This is a genomic window from Teredinibacter franksiae (assembly GCF_014218805.1).
In the GTDB taxonomy this organism is placed as follows: domain Bacteria; phylum Pseudomonadota; class Gammaproteobacteria; order Pseudomonadales; family Cellvibrionaceae; genus Teredinibacter; species Teredinibacter franksiae.
This window is the reverse complement of record NZ_JACJUV010000001.1, coordinates 1120248-1138605: the sequence shown is the minus strand read 5'-3', so window position 1 is coordinate 1138605 and position 18358 is coordinate 1120248. Positions and strand designations below refer to the sequence as shown.

Below are 18358 nucleotides of genomic sequence, written 5' to 3'. Positions count from 1 at the left end.
TAGTAATTAACTAACACCCAAACCAACCAAAACGAATTATCGATCGCCAATGCTGGCCAAACTGCCTTTTACCAAGATCGCCAATTTCAGCCTGCGCACCTGGGTGATGACCATTGGTATTCTACTTTCCATCGTGCCAGCTCAGTTTAGTGGTTGGCTGCAAGCCTTCGACCAAAAATTGTTTACCCTCAGCAGCTATTTACTCGAAGCCCCTAAAGGTGGAGCGAACATAGGTATTGTGCGTGTGCCTGATGCTGAGCTGAACAGCTGGCAGCAAGACATCAACAGCGCAGGTAAACTGGGTGCGCTGCTGGCCAACATACTCCATAGCTCAGACGCGACGGTAGGCTTAATACTGCCGGAATCTATTGAGTTACGCGAAGGCGTTGCCGACGGTTTACTTCAACGCATTGGCGCAAGCAGCAACAATTCGGGCTTAGCTGAAGAAGCCGAAGAAATTGTGGTGCGAAAGCAGTTACTTATTGACACCCTACGCAGTAAACGGGTGATTGTTGCCAGCCATGCAGGCGTGCAAAGCGGGCAGAAACCCTTACCCCGGCAGGCCGACATTTTCGACGGTGTTCCCCCTATGTTAATGGGTTGGTTATGGCCAATTGACGAACTTGGGCGAGACCGCGCCGCGCTTGCGCCAACGCCACCGCGCTCTAGCCTTGAACATTACCCCTTACTAGGCGTAAGTGAAAACGAGCGCTACCTAGCTGTTTCCGACAGTGAAAATACGGCCTATGGAGATTTTCTTGCGTATTATTTATTTGCCGTAGAGAGGCGGCAGGGAGAAGCCAGTGACACCAACCCTTGGTCGTTTTATTGGCAGCGCGACCGAGGTTTAACGGTGGGCAACAGCGAGGTCCGCACCTCCGTAGGTGGGCGCTTACTCACCTATCACACGGCTACAGATCGCTTGTCCCCGCTTCTTAACAGCATGTCACTGGAGGAGGGGTTAGCCAGGGGCAAGTTTCCTAGCCATGTCCTTATTGCCTCCAGCTCCTCAGTGCACGTGGAAGCCTACGCTGCCGCGATTTACAGCTTGTTGAACAGTAAAACCGCTTACACGCCTTGGTGGTTTTCCCCCGCAAGCGCAACGTTAACACTGCTCATAACCCTTCTGTTGGTGATTGGTTTGTCCCGTGTATCCGCTGCGGCCGGTAGCGCAATGGTGGCATTAATACTGATAATTCTGTTGGTTGTTCAAATGGTGATGGCCGTGAACCGTGGCTTATGGATGCCCATGGGCGCGCAGATGGCATGGCTAATCGTTGGTTTTGCGCTCATTCGAATTTGGCAAAGCCAGCACCAGCGGTGGCAACACTTACAGGGGCGAGTGGATGAAGCTGGCGTTATTCAAGCCGACATGCTTATAAATCGTGGTCAATACAGCGAAGTGCCCGCCATATTGGACGACTGCTCGCCAAACTCAGCGGTGCTACAGAAATACTATGAGCTGGGTAGTGCTTACGCGGGTAAACGACAGTACCGGTCGGCAATCGACACCTTTAAACACCTTGCGCAACGCAGCAAAGGGTTCCGCGATACCGAGCAAAAAATTGGCGCACTGGAAGCTATGCTGGCTAGCTCCGGCCCCAGTAAAACCCAGGTGGCTTCGGCGGGCGATGCTACGGTGGTTATCGACCAGCCAGAAATCGACAGGCCCGTACTCGGCCGCTACGAAATTCGGCGGGAATTGGGCCGTGGAGCCATGGGTACGGTGTACTTGGGGTACGACCCAAGAATTGCCCGTCAGGTGGCCATAAAAACCTTAACCTATAGCCAGTTCGCGGCGGATCAATTAGACGGCATAAAGTCGCGTTTCTTTCGCGAAGCCGAAGCGGCTGGGCGACTGAACCATCCCAATATTGTCTCGGTATACGATGTGGGGGAAGAGGCCGACCTTGCGTTTATTGCCATGGACTACGTAGAAGGAAAAGCCCTGAGCGCCTTTGTGAATGAAAATCACCTGCTGCCAGTGTTCGAGGTTTACCGCTTAATGGCCGATGTTGCGACAGCATTGGAATACGCTCACGGCTCTAATATTGTTCACCGCGATATAAAGCCCGGCAATATTATGTACAACCCCGCACCCTACCAACTGAAAGTAACCGACTTTGGTATAGCGCGATTAGTAGATGACTCCAGAACCAGTACTGGCGAAATACTGGGCAGCCCCCTGTACATGTCCCCAGAACAATTAAAAGGTAAGCGCGTTAACCATGCTGCGGATGTGTTTAGCCTAGGGGTAACGTTTTACCAATTGCTTACCGGCGGCCTGCCATTTATAGGCGATAACCTAGCAAGCCTCACCTATGAAATAATTCACAGCAAGCACCGGGGGGTGCGTACGTTACGCAAGGAGCTCCCTACGAGTGCGTCGCGCATTACCAATCAGTGTTTGCAAAAAGACATAGAAGACCGCTACGAAAGTGCAGGCGAATTGGCACTGGTGTTGAAAAAAGCAATCAAACGAGACTTCGCGCACGAAGCAAGAAAATCGGGTTATCTATGATGACGCCGTCATCCCATTTAAAGTAAGAGTTAAAGGTACGAACCATGGCGATACTTGCACAACTAGTAGACGACGTTGTTGTCCACAAATTCGAACTTACAGAGCCCTCCACCAGCCTAGGCCGCCATCCCGATAACACTGTAGTTATCGACGACTCTGCCGTTAGCTCTCGCCATGCGACGCTTGAGCAGCGCGAAAACAGCCACTTTCCAGAGTTTAAAGAGCACTACCTAGAAGATGCCGGTAGCACCAATGGCACTTACGTGAATGACCTGCGCATAGAGGGCCGGCAACGGTTGCATCACAACGACATAATTCGTTTAGCGTGGAATAAATTCAAATTTATTGACGACAAAGAAGCGCAGATGGAACAAACAGTACACATGCTGAATAAAACCCTTTAACCGCACTAATTTGATTTGAAGAAACGCCGATAGTTGAAAAAAATATCGGCGTTTTTTTGTGGCTAAAAATCGCCGTAGTAGAATAGGCGGGCTTAAGGCGCATAAGGCAGTAGTCAATAGGGTGCTAGGCCGGACGGTAAAGCTGAATGTTGAACGTGGGGAGAGGCAATACCCTTGAAGAGTTTCCGATGATTTGATCCAGTGTACGCAACGCTCATTGCCTGAAGCGTATTATGTTGGGACGTATAATTATAGGCGCTTGTAGGTTGCTATAGTAGCGCGTGTTAGGTATCTCCCTGTAGGCTCACAGAGCGCTAAGCCCCAGTGAGCGACTATTTTGTTAAATATAGTAAATTCAAAGGGTTGCAAGGGAAAATTTTTCCTGTGTATATAGCCCCTAAAGGCCGACTATTCTTTCTGGGCAAAGGGGATGGAGGCATTTGCATACCAAGATAGCTGTTTTTATGTTTTTTAGCGTACACCGGATGGGAATACACGTCACCTTGACGTACTATTAGGAAATAAATGTCGTTGGGACGTATATTCAAATGTTATGTATTTCGCTAAAGGGTTCACTCATTGACCAATGAATTATTAATTTCTATAGGTGCTTTAGTTGTTGCACTTATTTCTGCATTGTATGCAGTCAGAAGCACTCAGATTGCACGAAGAGCTTTGTCAATTTCAGAGGAAGAGTTTCAATCTAAAAAAGAAGGTTTAAGTCTTTATCTTATTGAGGGCATAAATTATATAACAGAAAAAGAAAAACTCATTTTTGGGTTCAATCTTTCAGTTACAAATAAAGCTACTTCCCCTAATGCAATCCAGAGAATTGAGTTGTTAATATCTTTCGTAAGAGCTGATAATTCTGTAGGCAGTATTATTTTGCAACACGATCAAAACCTAAAAAACTCAATTAAAGGGCATGAAGTATCTCCATTTAAAAATTCAATGGAGATCGCTCCAAAGTCCGCAATAACGAATTGGTGTCTTTTTTTATGTGACTCAGAATTTCATAAATTTGGACGAATTGATAAATATACAATTAGAGTTACCGATTCAAGTGGTGCCATTTATGAGGTTACATCTTATTTAATAAAGGAATATCGAATTGTTTAATAGAGTAATGAATATAAGCACCGTCTCTATTATAGATGATGGCGTTATTATTGAATCTGAATGGGCAAATGGCCGACCTATACCTGCTATTATTGTCAATGCGGATAGGCGCCCCGATATTATTGAATATATAAATGCGCATAAAAATCAGCCTCCGGGTGATGTAGTAGTCCAATGGGCGACTGCTTTATGTTCTAAAAAGAAGATTTCTTTAGTCATTAAAAGTTCACGCCCTGTTTCATTAGAGTTTGCAATTGAAATTGACGCCAATAAACATCACGCATTAATTGATGGTGTTATGAGAAATAATGGCTTTTATTTATTAGAAGGAAAAGCAGGGGACAAGGTAAGTACTCTAATAAGTAACCAAAGTGGAAGAATTATTATTGAAGTGCCTGCCACTGGATTTGAGCAAATTTGGGAAGGCATTTTAAAAAAAATAATTGAGAAGCGTTTTAAGAAGCAAGGGCTTAGTAGAAAAGGTGTAATTAATGCTACCAGCGATTATATAAAAAGCATGCGTGAATTCTGGCAGTTAAGAAAAAATACATAACAAGTACAGCAAGGCGACGCTGAAAAGCGCGCGCCTTCTGTAAGCGTTAGGTTTATCAAGGAAGGATAGAGTAATGAGGTATTTTATTCGGTATATGGTTCTGATTGTTTTAGGATTGATCGCATCAATTCAAGTTAGTGCAGAGTCAATACGCCAAGGCACAGAAAAAGATGTTGATATGCTTCTAGACGCAGCGTCTGGTAAAAATTCCGCGTATTGGGCATCGTATATTGGCAACACGCGTGGTCGTACATATATCCTTTATGAATCAGCTGTACACACTTCAAGCCTCTTGGGAAAGAAATTAAACCGTGTCATATATTGGTTTCCAGAAGAGGTTGTTTCGGAAGAAAATATTGTGCAATTCAAGCAGTTCAAAGAGACGCACTCGAGTGACGAGCGAAAATCTAACAAGTAAAGCCAGCCACGCCGCTGCTTAAAGCGTTAGCTCTATGGAGGTGGGATGAAGGAATTGCCAATAGTATCCATTGGTTTGGGCTTAGTAACACTGGTTTGCTCAATAGTAGTGGCATTCATTGTATCTGGTTCATTTATTGGAACAGCGACAATGATTGATTTGAATACGTACGGAGGAATTACTGTATCTAGCCTTTCAGCCTGGGAAATTTGGAGGCTATTTACGTGTCAGCTTGTACACGCAAAGCAATACCATATGTTTTATAACGTGTTATCTATTATCGTTTTGGGATTCTTTCTGGAGAGGCGCATTGGCTGGGGTATTTTCCTCATAGTTTGGTTTTTGGCCGGCGCCTCGGGAACTCTATATAGTACGCTATTTGTTGAAGCTCCTTGGAATACGGGAACAGGTGCTTCGCAGGGAATATTTGGACTCGCAGGCTTTGGTATTATTCTTACAACGTTAGCGAAAAATAATCGCGGATTAGTTTACGCTTTATTATTTGTATTAATCCCTGCCTTTTCTCTAGATCTGATTTTTGCCAATTATCCGAAGCCGGGGCACGTACTAGGGCTAGCGCTGGGGATGCTGCTAGGCGTTATTTACATCAACAAGCTAACAAGGGTGTAAATAATGACCTCATTACGCTACGCTTCATTCGGCATATTACACCAACGTTAACTCAAACAAGGAGTAAGAATGTTAGCAACTCATGAGATCGCAATTTTAAAGTATGGAGAAACTAGAAAAGATGCCAGGAAGGTGGCAGAAGATGCTCTTCCAAACTACTTGAAAGGGAAACTCAACTTAAAAGGCGTTGATTCAGCTGCGCTAGCTGCGTTTACAGTATGGCAGAATACTCCGGAGAGAATGGTGGATTGGGACTGGAACTTTGCCTCTAGGTACTGTATTCGGTACCCAAAGGCATTTGATTTATCTGTTTGGTATGGAAACTCGTTGTGTTCCTTGTCACTCGGGCGCCCAACTTTCAGGGGGACAGAAATGAGGCTGGACTTTATAGAGAAGTCGCCGATAGTGAACCTGTTTAGTCGCGAAATGTTCGGTGTTTCACTGCTTGCATACGAAACATACGGGGACCTAATTGGTGCCAAAAAAATTAGAATAATGGAGCCAGCCAACAAAAAGTTAGTTGACTACTATACGTCCCATGGCGGTTTTCGTTATGTTGCGGCTAGACAAGGGAATCCACATTATCTTGTGAGGTCACTATGAGTGACAATGATCGTTTAGAAAAGGCAAAGACGCGAGCTAAAAAGCGCGCGGAGGAGTTGTTTAAGCCTGCTCCTAAAGAAATTGAAGAAGAGCTTAAAAAAGAAACCACGCTGGGTACCCCTAAAAATTTGGTTCGCCCGGATAATAAGAGTGAATAGTTAACAAGGCTAGCAAGCAGACCTTTCTGTTTTAGCGTTGGTCGCTACGCTACCGCAAAAACCTACATCTTCAATGCGTCCTGCTGCTGCAGGGGGTTATGTGTCATCAGCGCTTTGAGAGATTTGAATGAGAAGATGGATTTTATCGGTGTTGCTGTCACTAATTCCTGTTGTTTGCCTGTTATTCTATTTTTATGGGAACATTCAGCATGCGGTATGCTTGAGTTCTGGTGGTAAATGGTTGGGTATATATCGAGGGTGTGATTTAGCAATAGATCAAGGTTTCTACTCCTTGACAATAAGTCCATTTTTTGCGGTGATATTCGCAGCGTTTTGGTTGTTGCTTGCCTTGCTTATTTACTTGGTCTTAAAGCACTTTCGGGTTTTAATGGCCTGAATAACAACTAATGTTTCGCAGGTAGGGGAAAGGTTCGATTGTCAAACGTCGCACATACAAAGTCGTCATGCACCGCCAGCAAGCTGGCTGGACAATCTTTCCGTCGCTTGTTTGGCGCTTTAACGCTAGCGCAAAACAATCAACAAAAAATTTGCCGCTTCTGGCGGACGTTATGTGGCCAGGAAGGATTCGGAATAAATTTTAGATCGTGGCGGAGTTATTTAATTTTAGGAACGCGGTAGATACAACGCAGCGCTATATATTGAATGACGATTCTAAAGAGTTTTTAAATTCTATTCGCGATACCTGTGGAGATCGTGAACGTTTTTTCAGGGCTGAAAATAGTGTCTGGCGCGCACAGAACGGACGCTCTTGGTGACCTTATTACCAACATGACCCTAAAGCTGACGAAGATATACATGTTGATGATTTTCCAGCCTCGTTCTCGAAGGGGCGAATGAAACCACTAGTAGATTGTGCGGCCGAAGGTCGAGCTAATTGGTCAGATATTGATAATGCTTTCTCAAAGCCAACTAAAGCTTCTGATGTGAAGTCAGTATATGCTCCGACTCAAATAATCTCAGAATTCATAAAATAAAAGGGGTATGACGGTACCGCCTATAAGAGTGCATTGGCAAAAAGGACATGACATATGCCTTTTTGAGTTGAAATCAGCAGACGTCATCAATTGCTTTATATACCAGCCTACCAAAATAAGTTTCGCTTTTGGGCTGCTGTGTAGCGGTGGTAAAAAAACTGGAGGTTTAATGAAGACAACGAAAGAATATTGGAACACCTTGGCTGAGGAAAACTCCGGAATGTGGGAGGTTATAGAGGGCTCAGATGGAAACCTTACTCAATTAACAATTGCTCAAGACCCGAGTTCGGGTGATTACACCCGATTAACGAAGTTTAAGGATGGGTACTGCACTAAATGCTTTGGAGAAAAGTCTCATAATTATCCAGAAGAGATATTTGTTGTGTCTGGGCGTTTATATGATGAGGCATTTGATCAGTGGTTAGAGCCAGGATTTTATGCGAGTAGACCGCCGGGTGAAATTCATGGCTCCTTTACGGCCGAGGGGGAGGTCGTCATCTTAGAGGTGTCGTTCCCCAGTCAGGCGGTATAGAAAAGTAAGTAGGTAACAGGTCGGGTAACCGGTTCAAAGTGCAGAGTGCCAAACAGTAATAGGAGTGTTCTGGCGGAACTAGGGTTTTCTTGATTTTTAAGGGGCATTTATGACGTTAATCTTTGAGTTGTATTCAAGGACTTAAAACCATGCAAAAGTGTCGCGCAGTCAGAGTGGGGTAAAGCGCTATTTGGGGTTGGCTCCTAGGTAGGCTTGGAGCTCCACTGGGCTGGTTATGCTTTAATTCGTGAGATCTTGTTGCCCGTTGTAATGCTCGGTTGCATATATCTGTGTTTTTGGTGGTTTTGTGCGCGCGCTGAGCTCTCCGAGCGATCCAACTACTTTGTAGAAAGGTTCTGAAGGGGCGGGGATCTTGACTGGCAGAGGGAGCTTGATGTAAACAGTATTCCTACCATTACTACAAAAGGATAAGGCTGTGTTTTCAAAAGAATGCCCATGGTGCGGGAAGAAAATAACTTTTAGTCAGCTGGGTCAGCGTCCCTCTAGTATTGTACCAAGGTGGTACCAGTTTTCACGTAGTGTAAAAGTATGCCCGTATTGCTCGGGTGCGGTGAAGGTAGGTGGCCGAGGGCTTTGGTGTTTATTCTTAGTTGCGCCTATGTTTATTGCCTATGTTATTGAAATATTTTTTGGCGTAGACCCCTTTATTGTTAAGTTCATGCGGGAGTTTTTTTGGGGTATGTTGGCTGTGGGGGTTTTCGGCGCCTATTGGTTATCTACTTTTGAGAAATCAGAAAACACGTAAAGCCTGCGTGAGTAAGTGCGGCTTTGGCAAGCACTTGCCGGTCGGCACCCGTTGAGCCGACAATGATTCAAGTTAATCATAGCGGTGTTGGTGCCAGTCAGTGTTTCAACGGCACTTCCAGTATGGCTTTCAGAGCGGGCTTGGCTTTTTTGTCGCGATCGTAGACTAGTGGGTAATTGGTGCGCTTTGGAATGGGATAATTGTTTTTCCAGCTCATCGTATCGTGTACTCCCCAGAAGGTTACGCGGTCAATTTTGTCGCGACGGCCATAGAATATTTCGAATAATGCTTTGTATCGATCGCTGAGTTGTTGTTCAACCTCTTTTGGTAGGCCGTTAGCGTAGGGGTTTAAGAACTCAACAAACTCCTCTTGTTGAAATTGTGGGTGCATCATACCGGTGCCAATAATCTGCCCTTCTTTTGTGAGTGGCAGCACATCCACGTCCAGCTCTGTGATCATCACTTTAACGCCCAGTGCAGCATAGGCGTCAATGGCGGCTTCAATGTACTCTGTTTTGGGGTAATTGAGCCCCCAATGGCCCTGAATACCAACGCCATCAATACGAATATCGGCTTTTTGCAGCATTTTTACCAAGCGTACAATACCCTCGCGTTTTGCTGGGCGCCAGGCGTTGAAGTCGTTGTAATAGAGCTCGGTATTGGGGGCGTATTGTTGGGCATACCGAAATGCCGCTTTTACCATTTCGTCGCCGCTGCCAACGGCATTTACCCAGGTGGTGGGCCTATAGCTACCATCGTCGGCTATCACTTCGTTCACTACATCCCAAGCGTGAACTTTACCTGCATAGCGGGCGGCAACAACTTCAATATGACTGCGCATACGCTCTAGCTGTTCCGCTGGCGAGTTGGCTGTTCCTTCTTTTGTTTTAAAAAACCAGTCGGGCGTTTGGTTGTGCCATACCAGTGTGTGACCAACAATAAACAGCTTATTCTTTTGGCCGAAAGTAATAAATGCATCGGCAGGTTCAAAATTGTAAACGCCCGGTGTAGGGTTAATGGACTCGGCTTTCATGCCATTCTCCAGCGTAATACTGTTGAACTGGCGGCGTACAATCGTGTGGGTTTTTTTGTCGGTTGCCGAAACGATATCGCCATTGACCGCGGCGCCGATGTAAAAGGCATGTTTGTAATTGTGCTTGAGGGTTTGCTGGGTTAATTCTGCGTAACTATTTGTAGAGCAACCCAAAACGGCGAGTACAGTGGTGATGATAAGTGGTTTATTCATAGGTGGGCCTCATATTCAATTAGGCTTTTGAACTTAGCTGCCAAGTGTTCAGTACTAGGTTTGAGCGTGGCGCAATAGGTTGATAACCCCAATAGTTCGACCCGTAGCGAAAATACTTAGCAGCAGCGCTTTATCATAGCGGATTTCTTCGGTGAAAAAATAGAGCCGCGCGGTTAACGAAGGAATATCGACTGGTGGAAAGTGGGGTAGTCGGTCTGAGGCGCCCTATAGACCTCTATGGGGCGTGGGTCTCGGGCATCAGCTTTTTTGATGCGGGTACTGCGCGTGGTGATTACTTAATGCAGTATGGACACTCAGTCTTATGCAGAGTGTTTTTAAGGGAATAAAATACGGTTTGCAACCGCATTGGATACGTCCTCCCGCTAATAGCTTAAAGCGATGCAGAAAAGTGCGGTGTAAATAGCGAGGGCAGTGTGGACAGCGGCAGCAAGGCTGGGCTTCTAAGCTGGGTTATTGTTGTTTTTCGTGGGTGGGGAGTAGTAAGTAGTGGTTTGGAAATAAATCTAAGCTTGTAAATAGAAAAGAGCAAAAGCCAGGCTGGCCAACTTTTGCTCTTTAGGGTAGGAGATCTAATCAAATATTAGTTACTAATACCTGAAGAACTACAGCTTTTCCATTTGCCGATACAAATGTCTCCAGCATTTTTCAACGTACTGTTTGTGATTTTTGCAGTGCTGTTACTTGAATCACTACGGAAAATTCCCTCTTTCATATTGGAAATCTCGCAATTATCTACCGTAACTGAAATTGGGAATGTCTTTCCGCCGTTTTGACGTAAGAACTTGCCCATATTTTTAACAATACAGTTAGATACTTTGAGGTTGGTTTCGGCATTAACCTGAATAAACTTGTCTGAGCCATCATAACCTTCAACATTTTTAACTGTAACGTTGCCTTTAGACTTAACGGTCATGGCGTCTTCGCCTACGTTGGTCCAGCGGATGTTATCCAAAGTACCGCCACCGTATACGTGAATACCGTCAACACCGTTGTTACCGATGATTACGTTCTTCAGCGTACCGCCTTCTACTCTAAATGCTGGCTTCTGGCTTTCTGACTGGCTGCCGTCACCTAATGCGGAAGTTGGGTTAAAGGTTTTACACTTACCATCGTAAGTTCCTGTGACCTTGATGGTTGAAGAAACAGACTGGCTTCCGCTTGAGTTACAAGAGGATCCTTTTCCGCCACTGCTGCCACCGGAGTCGCCACCGCTATCACCACCAGAATCGCCGCCGGAATCACCACCGGAAGAAGACCCTTTCTGGGCTGAAGCTGCGCCAGAGTTGTAGTAGCTGCCTGCGCGGAATTTAACCCAGTAATAATAGGTTTTTCCACTTGAGGCGCTGCTATCGGTATAGCTTCGGGCATCTTTGCCTACTGTGGCAAGACGTGTGCGGCCACTAGGGTTGGAATCGGTATCGCGGTAAATTTGTGCGTCGGTAATGGAGCCCGATACTGACCACTTCAATGCTATAGAGCTACTGCCACCGGTTGCGGTTAAGCATACAGTCGCCCCACCACCTGAGCCACATTTACTGCCGCTTGAACCCGATCCGCTGTCGTTACCACTGTCGCCACCGCTATCGCCACCGCTATCGCCACCGCTATCTCCACCACCACTACTACCGTCTGATGGTATAGAGCATTCTTTTACAGATTTACTTGGGATTGGATCTGAGCCGAAGGTTGAAACGCTACAGCTGAAAGAACCGTTAAGCACTTTATAAACAAATTTCCCAGAAGCACCAAACGCCACATTGGTTGATTGAGACACAGAACAGGTATTACCAATTTTACAAATGGTTGTGTACCCGCTAGGCCGGTTGGATGCCGCAAACACCTGGCTGGCACATGCGACAAGCACGGTTGAGAGCAAAAGTTTCTTATACATTTGAGTGTTTTCCCATTATTAGGATTATTAAGGACTTTAAGTTGGTGGCAACTCCAAAATTGGTTAGGGTAATTTTGAGTATGTTGATCGAGCTACTTACCACGCAAATAGCGTATTAAAACTATGAGCCAATTATTTGTGGCGTCACAATCTGGAAAATCGGTCAACAGTATTGCCATGCCAATATACATCAATTGGCATGGCAATATTCGCATCATGAAATTGACCGTGCAAGATCAAAAATTCAATTTTTGGTCTTGCCAATATTTTTGTTTCGGTATTAAGGTGGTGTTGTCTGTGCCGTTTGGCGACAAATACCTTGCTACAAATGCAGGTTGTTTTCTGAACAAAAGGGTGCGGTTTGAGCGATATTGGTATTAAATTTACAGTTCTTGATACTTGGTTCTTGTTTTTATACGAAATTCAATACATCCATATGGGCATTTATAATATTTTTTATTGTTACTGGTAGATGTTTATTCTGTATTTTATTTTTGATTTGATGTCGTTTTGTAATATCAAAATGGGTATTACATTTTAAATTAATCTAGATGAATAAAGTTAAATGTTAGAATACGGTAGAAGTAAGTAATAATTACGGCAGAAAATGGGGGCTGAAAATAAATATTTACAGCGGTTTTCTTTGAAAGCAAATAATTTAAAAATATTTTAGTTTGCACAACCTTACAATACGGTTAGTGGCGATAATAATTGCGGTAGTTGATTGCTTTTTATGTGGATATTTAAATTACATTATTACTTGGTCAATGGTTAAATTTATTTTTTGTTGTATTTTATTGTGATGAGTCTGAGTGCCAAACAGTACGCATTGCGTTAAGTTAAGTCATCGGAGGTCTTAATGTGGGCCTTAAACTAGATTTCTAATAGTGCGAAAGCTTTCGTGGGTGCATTTGTGGGTTTCATAATTACTGTTTTTGGGCGCTGCACTATTGCGCTAACGCTAGCGTTATTTCTTTGTGCTTGTGATATGCGTGCAAGCGAACGAAATATATCGGCGCAGGGTGTGTTCGTTGTTAATCCAGATTATGTTGGTGGTATATACGATAGTGAAGTCGATCAGTATATTCTTTGGGGGAGTGACGGCGTAATTTCTCGTTCTCGCGATGGCGTTAATTGGAGGCAAGCAAGCGGTGAAACCCCGAGCACCATTCGCCATATTGCAGTTAGCGGTAGTCAATTGCTGGCTGTGGGCGATAAAAATACGCTTTTGGAATCTACAGATGCCGGTAGTACTTGGGTGCGAGTGGAACAGCCCAGCGGTAGTGCTAATTATTTGGTTGCCCTTATTCGTAGGAATGGCGATAAAATAATCGCTGACTCAAAAGGCCATATTTTTTTGAAAGCTTTAGGGGTTGAAGAGTGGCAGGAAGTGAGTATTGCTGCTTCCGCGATTACGGCGTTGGCAGAGCATAGCGATACGTTAATTGCCAGTGGTGAGAATGGTTTTCTGGCTACATCTAAAAACGGTGTGAAGTGGCAGAACGTTGATACTCGGCTGGAGACTAGCATCTCCCATATTATAGTGGGTAATACGCGAGTGCTCGCTTTGGCCGCGCAGGGGTATTTTCTGCTTTCAAATGACGGTGGTAACTCATGGCAAGCGTTTCACTCTGAAGTATCGGCCCCCTTCAGTGCTGCCGCATTTTCAGCGGATGAAAGCGTCTTAGTTATAGCCGCCCAGAATGGACAAACAGTATTTACTGATTTTGAGAATGACTCTTGGCAACAAGGGGAGGTTAAATTCGGCGGTGAGGCACTTGGGGTTAGCGACATAATTTATGACAGTGAACAAAAAAGGTTTGTTGCGGCGGGTCATAGTGGGCTTTTTGCTTATTCTCTAGATGATGGGGTTTCGTGGGTAACAGAAAGAGTAAACAATTCTTTTGGTGGTCAGAACCTTCTTTTTAACCCTCGTTTGAAGCAGCTGGTTTCCTACGGCAAGGGTGGTGAGTTACACATTACCAGCAGTACGGCGTATAACTGGAAAACTATTCAGCAAAATCTTGCCGGTTATTATCGTATCAGCCATTCTCTCCCGCGCCATTGGCTTGCTTTTGGTACGGTGGGGGAGGTTGTTACAGCCAAGCACACGATTGAAGGTGCCTATAGTGGTAGGGCGGTGGTGCCATGGGTTTCTCAGGCGGTGGACTACCCCAATAAAACAACGCCACCCTATTATCGCAGTTTACTCGTGTTGCCAAATCAACATTTGCTCGCCGCGGGGCCAACGGGTGCGATTATGCGGTCGGTTGATGAGGGGTTAAATTGGCACCCGGTGCTGTGGACACCCTTTGAGAATAATGAAGCGTTTACCCAGCTGCTGTATAACCCCTTTAATAGTACTGTATTGGCCGTTGAGGCGGACGGTCGGTTTTATATTTCCGCGAACAATGGAGAAGCTTGGCAAGCGCGATTGGTTGAGACACCTTACCGGCTTTGGCAGGCCGATGTGAATCCTGCTACGGGAGCGGTAGTGGTTGTCGGGCAGAATGGGCAAACTGCGGTGTATCAAGCCGACACGAATAGTTGGCATGACTATAAAATACCCGATGCACCAGATCTATACGCCTGCTTTTTTTCGCAAGCGAGTCAGGCCTTTTTTCTGGCTGGTGAAGGCGGCGCGTTGTATTCAGGTTCCGCGAATGGAAAGCACTGGAAACGGATTGATACCGAAATGAAAACGGCGCTGCGGGGTATTAGTGAAACGCCCAGTGGCCATTTACTAAGTTTTGGTCAGCAGCAAACAATTCTTCGTAAGCCTAGCCACGCGGACGACTGGGAAGTGGTGCATATAGGGGGGAGGGGTGAATTAAGAGCACTGCATCGTCATCCTCGAACGGGTGAGCTATTTATTGTGGGTAGCCACGGATTATTGTTGTTAAGCAAAGACGAAGGGCTCACCTGGGAAAATATTCCTTTAAATACGCATGCAGGTTTTAGGGGGCTAGCGGTAAACGGTAATAGGTTACTGCTTAGCGGGGAGCGTTTGGTGTTGGTAGACTATTGATTATAGTCCTCTGGCACTAAGTTTTGTGTTGCAAGCTTAGTGGGAATCCAGTGCTTTCTAATCGGTATGGTCTCTCCGTTAGGCTTTTGTTGCGCTTAGATTGCGCGTGTTACATATAGAAATCCAGAAACCGTGTGCTTCGGTATTTTGTATGGGTACCTTAAGGCGTGCTGCACACAATACAGTGAAAGAGTGTTGTATGAAAAATATTCCATCTATTGTTGCCGTTCCTGTAATCATTGTTTTGGGCTGGGGAGCTGTTGCCGTTTGGATGCAAAATGGTAGCCTCAAAGCCAATATTTCGACATTGCAGAGCGATATGGCTATCCAAGAGGATGAGCACAAAGATGCTGTCCGTCAGCTGCAAGAACTACAAGCTGAAAGTAGCCGCTCTATGCCTCGATTGGCGCAGTTACCATTGCCTTCAGGAGATCTGCAGGCCGCTAAGAAGCGCGGCCCTTGTGTCGAATCTCTGGAGGAGGGCGCTGATGAATTTGTTGAAGGTATGGAGGCGTTCCATGTTAGTGAGGCGGTTTCGAGAAAGTATCAAACAATGCTCGAAATGTTGCAGTTAGAGGGCGGGGGAGAGCAGGCTCTACTCGACCTGCTTGCGCAGCGAGAGCGCGTTCTTAATATGGTTTCACACGGCTATTTTACCAATCCACTGGACTCAGAAGTGGCTTTGCTTGAGCGGGAAGAAAAACTATCAGAGCTAGATGACCAGGTGGGTTCGCTGTTGGATTCTGAACAGTATGACAGTTATGAGCTGCTGAAAGATTCGGGTTTTGAGCAGTATCAGGTGCAAGAATTTGATGACACTCTGGATGCGGGTGATTTGTTGGATGATGATCAAATTAATAGGCTTTTAGTCTCGAAACTACAGTTCAAAAAAGACTATATTCAAGCAATTAATGTGGCCAATCAGCTGATTAAAGACGGAAAGAAAAATCTCGGATTTAAGGCCTTTGATCAGGCCATTGAATTGTATGAAACGAATTATATGAGTGCTGCTCGGAATGAATTAACTGATACTCAGTTCGAAAGACTAAAAGAGTTCGAAGAAAATCGTTTTTCTCAAATGCTGTTAAGTTTGAAGGCACCTTATGAGGATAGGGCGTTTGACTAGCTGATAGTAAGCAATAGCAAATTCTCCCAAACAATGGGGGGCGGGTTTATCCATAAGCTGGCTGCTCTTTTGTCGCGCATTTTTTTCGGTGAGATGCTCGAGGGTGTTGGCGAGCCCTCAAAGTAGTAGTTAAATTTATTTAACTACTAACGATAACCTAGCTGTAGTGTAGGGAGTAGTTGTGTGCTGGTTGCAGGTATAGGTTAGCCGTTTAAAAGTAGGGGGTAAAAGTAGGCTCTTTAAAACGTGTAATACACGCCGGCATGAACGCGTTGTTTGTCTACCCCTTGTATTAATATATCATTGCCTGATCTCACATCAGGAAATATAACATCTTCCGCCAGAATGTTTTCAATGCCAATTGATAACTTCCATGCGCTTAGCGTGTAGGAGTAGGACGTATTCAGCCAGTGATAGTTTTCGGTGCCTCGTCTACCATCGGCACTTCGCAGTGACACGCCAATCATATTCCTATTGTAACGATAACTAAGGCCTGCATCAATCTGCCATTGCGAAGTGAATTCGGCCAGCGAATCTACAGTGGAGCCCTGTGAAATATTTTTTTCTAGACCAAAAAAATACGAGGCACCAGAATAAATTTTTAATGGCCCTTGACGGTATTGATAGTCTAATTCAAGGCCCTTGCGCTTAAGCGATTCTGCATTGGTAAAGCGCGCTTGCTGCTGTACTATACCCTCATCCAGTTGAAGCCAAAAAGCATTTAACACAAATTGATTTTTCTGCGTTGTTAGCGTATATGCGAGATCAACTGATTCAATTAATTCCGCCGTTAAATCGCTGTCGACTGGTTGACCAAATTGATCGGTTGCGGAGGTTTGCGCAAAGGTTGGTGAGCTAAAACCTACGGCGTAAACAAATTTTATTGATTGATTGTGGCGTAGGGGTTTTACAGCAGAGATGCGCGGTAGCGTTTTACCCCCATACGCTGAATTAATTACATGGCGCAAGCCAGCTTTTAAATTCACGCCGGCAAACTCTCCGCTCAACTCAAGATAAGCTGCCTTCTCGTTGTTACTCGATTCCTCTATTAATAAAATGGAGCCGTCCTCTTGGATTTCGAATCCAAGAGGGGCTAAGGAGTCCAGCCCGCTGTAATTGATAAAACGTCGGTCTTCACTGCTGCGATGCTCGTATACTAAACCACTTAGCAAAGTGTAATTGTGGTGAGTTTGGTATTGTAGTTGGCCTCCTGTACGCCAGCGGACATTGTTGTTGCCGCTGTTATCAAAACTATACTCGCCGTTGCCTGGTAGCCCTAGAGTCGCATTTGCATTACTAGCACGGTGAAGCACATAAGAATTGTCCCAATCGCTGAATAGTTTCCAAGTTGATTGACCATAGTTTCTTTCGAAGTTCGTACTGAGAACTAAACCTCGCTCTATGCGCTTCTGAGGAGAGAGTAAAGATCCATCCGAACTGCTTGAATTTGTTGCTTCGTATGCGAGTAGAGCGGTTTCAAAGCCCATCCAGCTGTAGCGTGCATGTGCAGACCATTTATCTTCGTATATCAGTAAGTTGCCGTCGCTATTGCTGGGGAAGCAAAAACAGTTCATATCCAATGCAGAAAAGGCGTTTGCTACCTGGGCTTCGTATCCCTCATCGCTTTGGTACTCAAATGCCAATGAAAGCTGCATGTTTCGCGCTGAATTTAAAGTGGTGTTTGCGCCTATATTACGATAACCATGCTCGCCCAGCGAAAAGGATGTGCCGCGTTGACTTTTTTTTGTAACCACATTTATAACGCCCGCCGACGCGTTAGACCCATAAATGATAGCGCTCGGGCCGCGCATTACTTCAACGCGGTCAATCGCCGCTAGAGGAATACCCGATAAGGGTACATCGGCGTGCGCAGATGACCAAGTAGGCACCCCGTCGACCAAAAACAGTACTTTTTGATTGTGGCTATCCCATAGCCCGCGCATCGCGATGGGTGTGACTCCTGCGCTTGAGCGGTTGACTCGCACGCCAGGAACAAAGTCGATAAAGTCTTTCAGGTCTTTTAGGCCGAGGTCAAGAAGTTCTTGTGCCTGATAGCTTGAAACAATTGCCGGAGCGAGCTTTAAAGATTCAGGTTTTGCCGAAGCGACCTCAATGGTCATCAGCTCCTCTAGGCTAAAGGATTCTAGGTCAAAAGACTGTGCCCAGCAGGAAGCCGCCCACAGGGGGGAAGAGATATAGAATAGGAATTGAAGTGCGATGAAGTTGCTGCGCATTGGATGCTAACATTCCACGATCACATGTTCAGGAGTATAGCTGATGGCAATATCTTTTGGCGTTTTTCGCTGCGCAGCTCGCCTTGCACTATGGCTTACCAGACTACGCAGCG

At 45.3% G+C, this 18358-nt stretch carries 15 protein-coding genes; 12 read left to right on the top strand and 3 right to left on the bottom strand.

All coding sequences use genetic code 11. The features are described from left to right. The first annotated feature begins 49 nt into the window (after positions 1 to 49). The 10 genes from H5336_RS04565 to H5336_RS22610 all read left to right on the top strand — a co-directional run bounded on the left by H5336_RS04565 (position 50) and on the right by H5336_RS22610 (position 8699). A complete protein-coding gene (locus H5336_RS04565) occupies positions 50 to 2521 on the top strand; it encodes a serine/threonine-protein kinase (protein ID WP_246439027.1) in 2472 nt (823 codons plus the stop codon). 44 nt (positions 2522 to 2565) lie between these two features. Continuing rightward, positions 2566 to 2925: an FHA domain-containing protein gene (locus H5336_RS04560; protein ID WP_185231831.1), complete on the top strand. Its 360-nt coding sequence runs from the start codon at positions 2566 to 2568 to the stop codon at positions 2923 to 2925. 579 nt (positions 2926 to 3504) lie between these two features. Continuing rightward, positions 3505 to 4044: a hypothetical protein gene (locus tag H5336_RS04555; protein WP_185231829.1), complete on the top strand. Its 540-nt coding sequence runs from the start codon at positions 3505 to 3507 to the stop codon at positions 4042 to 4044. Continuing rightward, positions 4037 to 4597: a hypothetical protein gene (locus H5336_RS04550; protein WP_185231827.1), complete on the top strand. Its 561-nt coding sequence runs from the start codon at positions 4037 to 4039 to the stop codon at positions 4595 to 4597. The genes H5336_RS04555 and H5336_RS04550 overlap by 8 nt, the downstream gene beginning before the upstream one ends. Before the next feature lie 73 nt (positions 4598 to 4670). Then, positions 4671 to 5015 carry a hypothetical protein gene (locus tag H5336_RS04545; RefSeq protein ID WP_185231825.1) on the top strand — a complete coding sequence of 115 codons (345 nt, stop codon included), beginning with the start codon at positions 4671 to 4673 and terminating at the stop codon, positions 5013 to 5015. Between the two features lie 45 nt (positions 5016 to 5060). Next, entirely contained in the window at positions 5061 to 5645 is a 585-nt protein-coding gene (locus H5336_RS04540) for a rhomboid family intramembrane serine protease (protein ID WP_185231823.1), read from the top strand. A 69-nt stretch (positions 5646 to 5714) separates the two neighbouring features. After that, the gene (locus tag H5336_RS04535) at positions 5715 to 6248 is read left to right on the top strand and encodes a hypothetical protein (protein ID WP_185231821.1); all 534 of its coding nucleotides are present in this window, start codon (positions 5715 to 5717) and stop codon (positions 6246 to 6248) included. Next, a complete protein-coding gene (locus H5336_RS04530) occupies positions 6245 to 6406 on the top strand; it encodes a hypothetical protein (RefSeq protein ID WP_185231819.1) in 162 nt (53 codons plus the stop codon). The genes H5336_RS04535 and H5336_RS04530 overlap by 4 nt, the downstream gene beginning before the upstream one ends. Before the next feature lie 1164 nt (positions 6407 to 7570). After that, a complete protein-coding gene (locus tag H5336_RS04525) occupies positions 7571 to 7933 on the top strand; it encodes a cupin domain-containing protein (protein ID WP_185231817.1) in 363 nt (120 codons plus the stop codon). Between the two features lie 619 nt (positions 7934 to 8552). Then, a complete protein-coding gene (locus H5336_RS22610) occupies positions 8553 to 8699 on the top strand; it encodes a hypothetical protein (protein ID WP_221627980.1) in 147 nt (48 codons plus the stop codon). A 97-nt stretch (positions 8700 to 8796) separates the two neighbouring features. On the opposite strand, the gene H5336_RS04515 is transcribed toward H5336_RS22610, so the two are convergent. Both H5336_RS04515 and H5336_RS04510 read right to left on the bottom strand, forming a co-directional pair. After that, entirely contained in the window at positions 8797 to 9945 is a 1149-nt protein-coding gene (locus tag H5336_RS04515) for an endo-1,4-beta-xylanase (protein ID WP_185231813.1), read from the bottom strand. Between the two features lie 601 nt (positions 9946 to 10546). Then, positions 10547 to 11857, bottom strand: a complete 1311-nt coding sequence (locus H5336_RS04510) for a pectate lyase (RefSeq protein ID WP_185231811.1) — start codon at positions 11855 to 11857, stop codon at positions 10547 to 10549. Between the two features lie 913 nt (positions 11858 to 12770). Between H5336_RS04510 and H5336_RS04505 the strand changes: the two genes are divergently transcribed. Beyond that, positions 12771 to 14885, top strand: a complete 2115-nt coding sequence (locus H5336_RS04505; protein ID WP_185231809.1) for a DUF6242 domain-containing protein — start codon at positions 12771 to 12773, stop codon at positions 14883 to 14885. A 199-nt stretch (positions 14886 to 15084) separates the two neighbouring features. Then, entirely contained in the window at positions 15085 to 16011 is a 927-nt protein-coding gene (locus H5336_RS04500; protein ID WP_185231807.1) for a hypothetical protein, read from the top strand. 239 nt (positions 16012 to 16250) lie between these two features. On the opposite strand, the gene H5336_RS04495 is transcribed toward H5336_RS04500, so the two are convergent. After that, positions 16251 to 18245, bottom strand: coding sequence for a TonB-dependent receptor plug domain-containing protein (locus H5336_RS04495; RefSeq protein ID WP_185231805.1), 1995 nt, complete (start codon positions 18243 to 18245; stop codon positions 16251 to 16253). Positions 18246 to 18358: the final 113 nt, after the last annotated feature.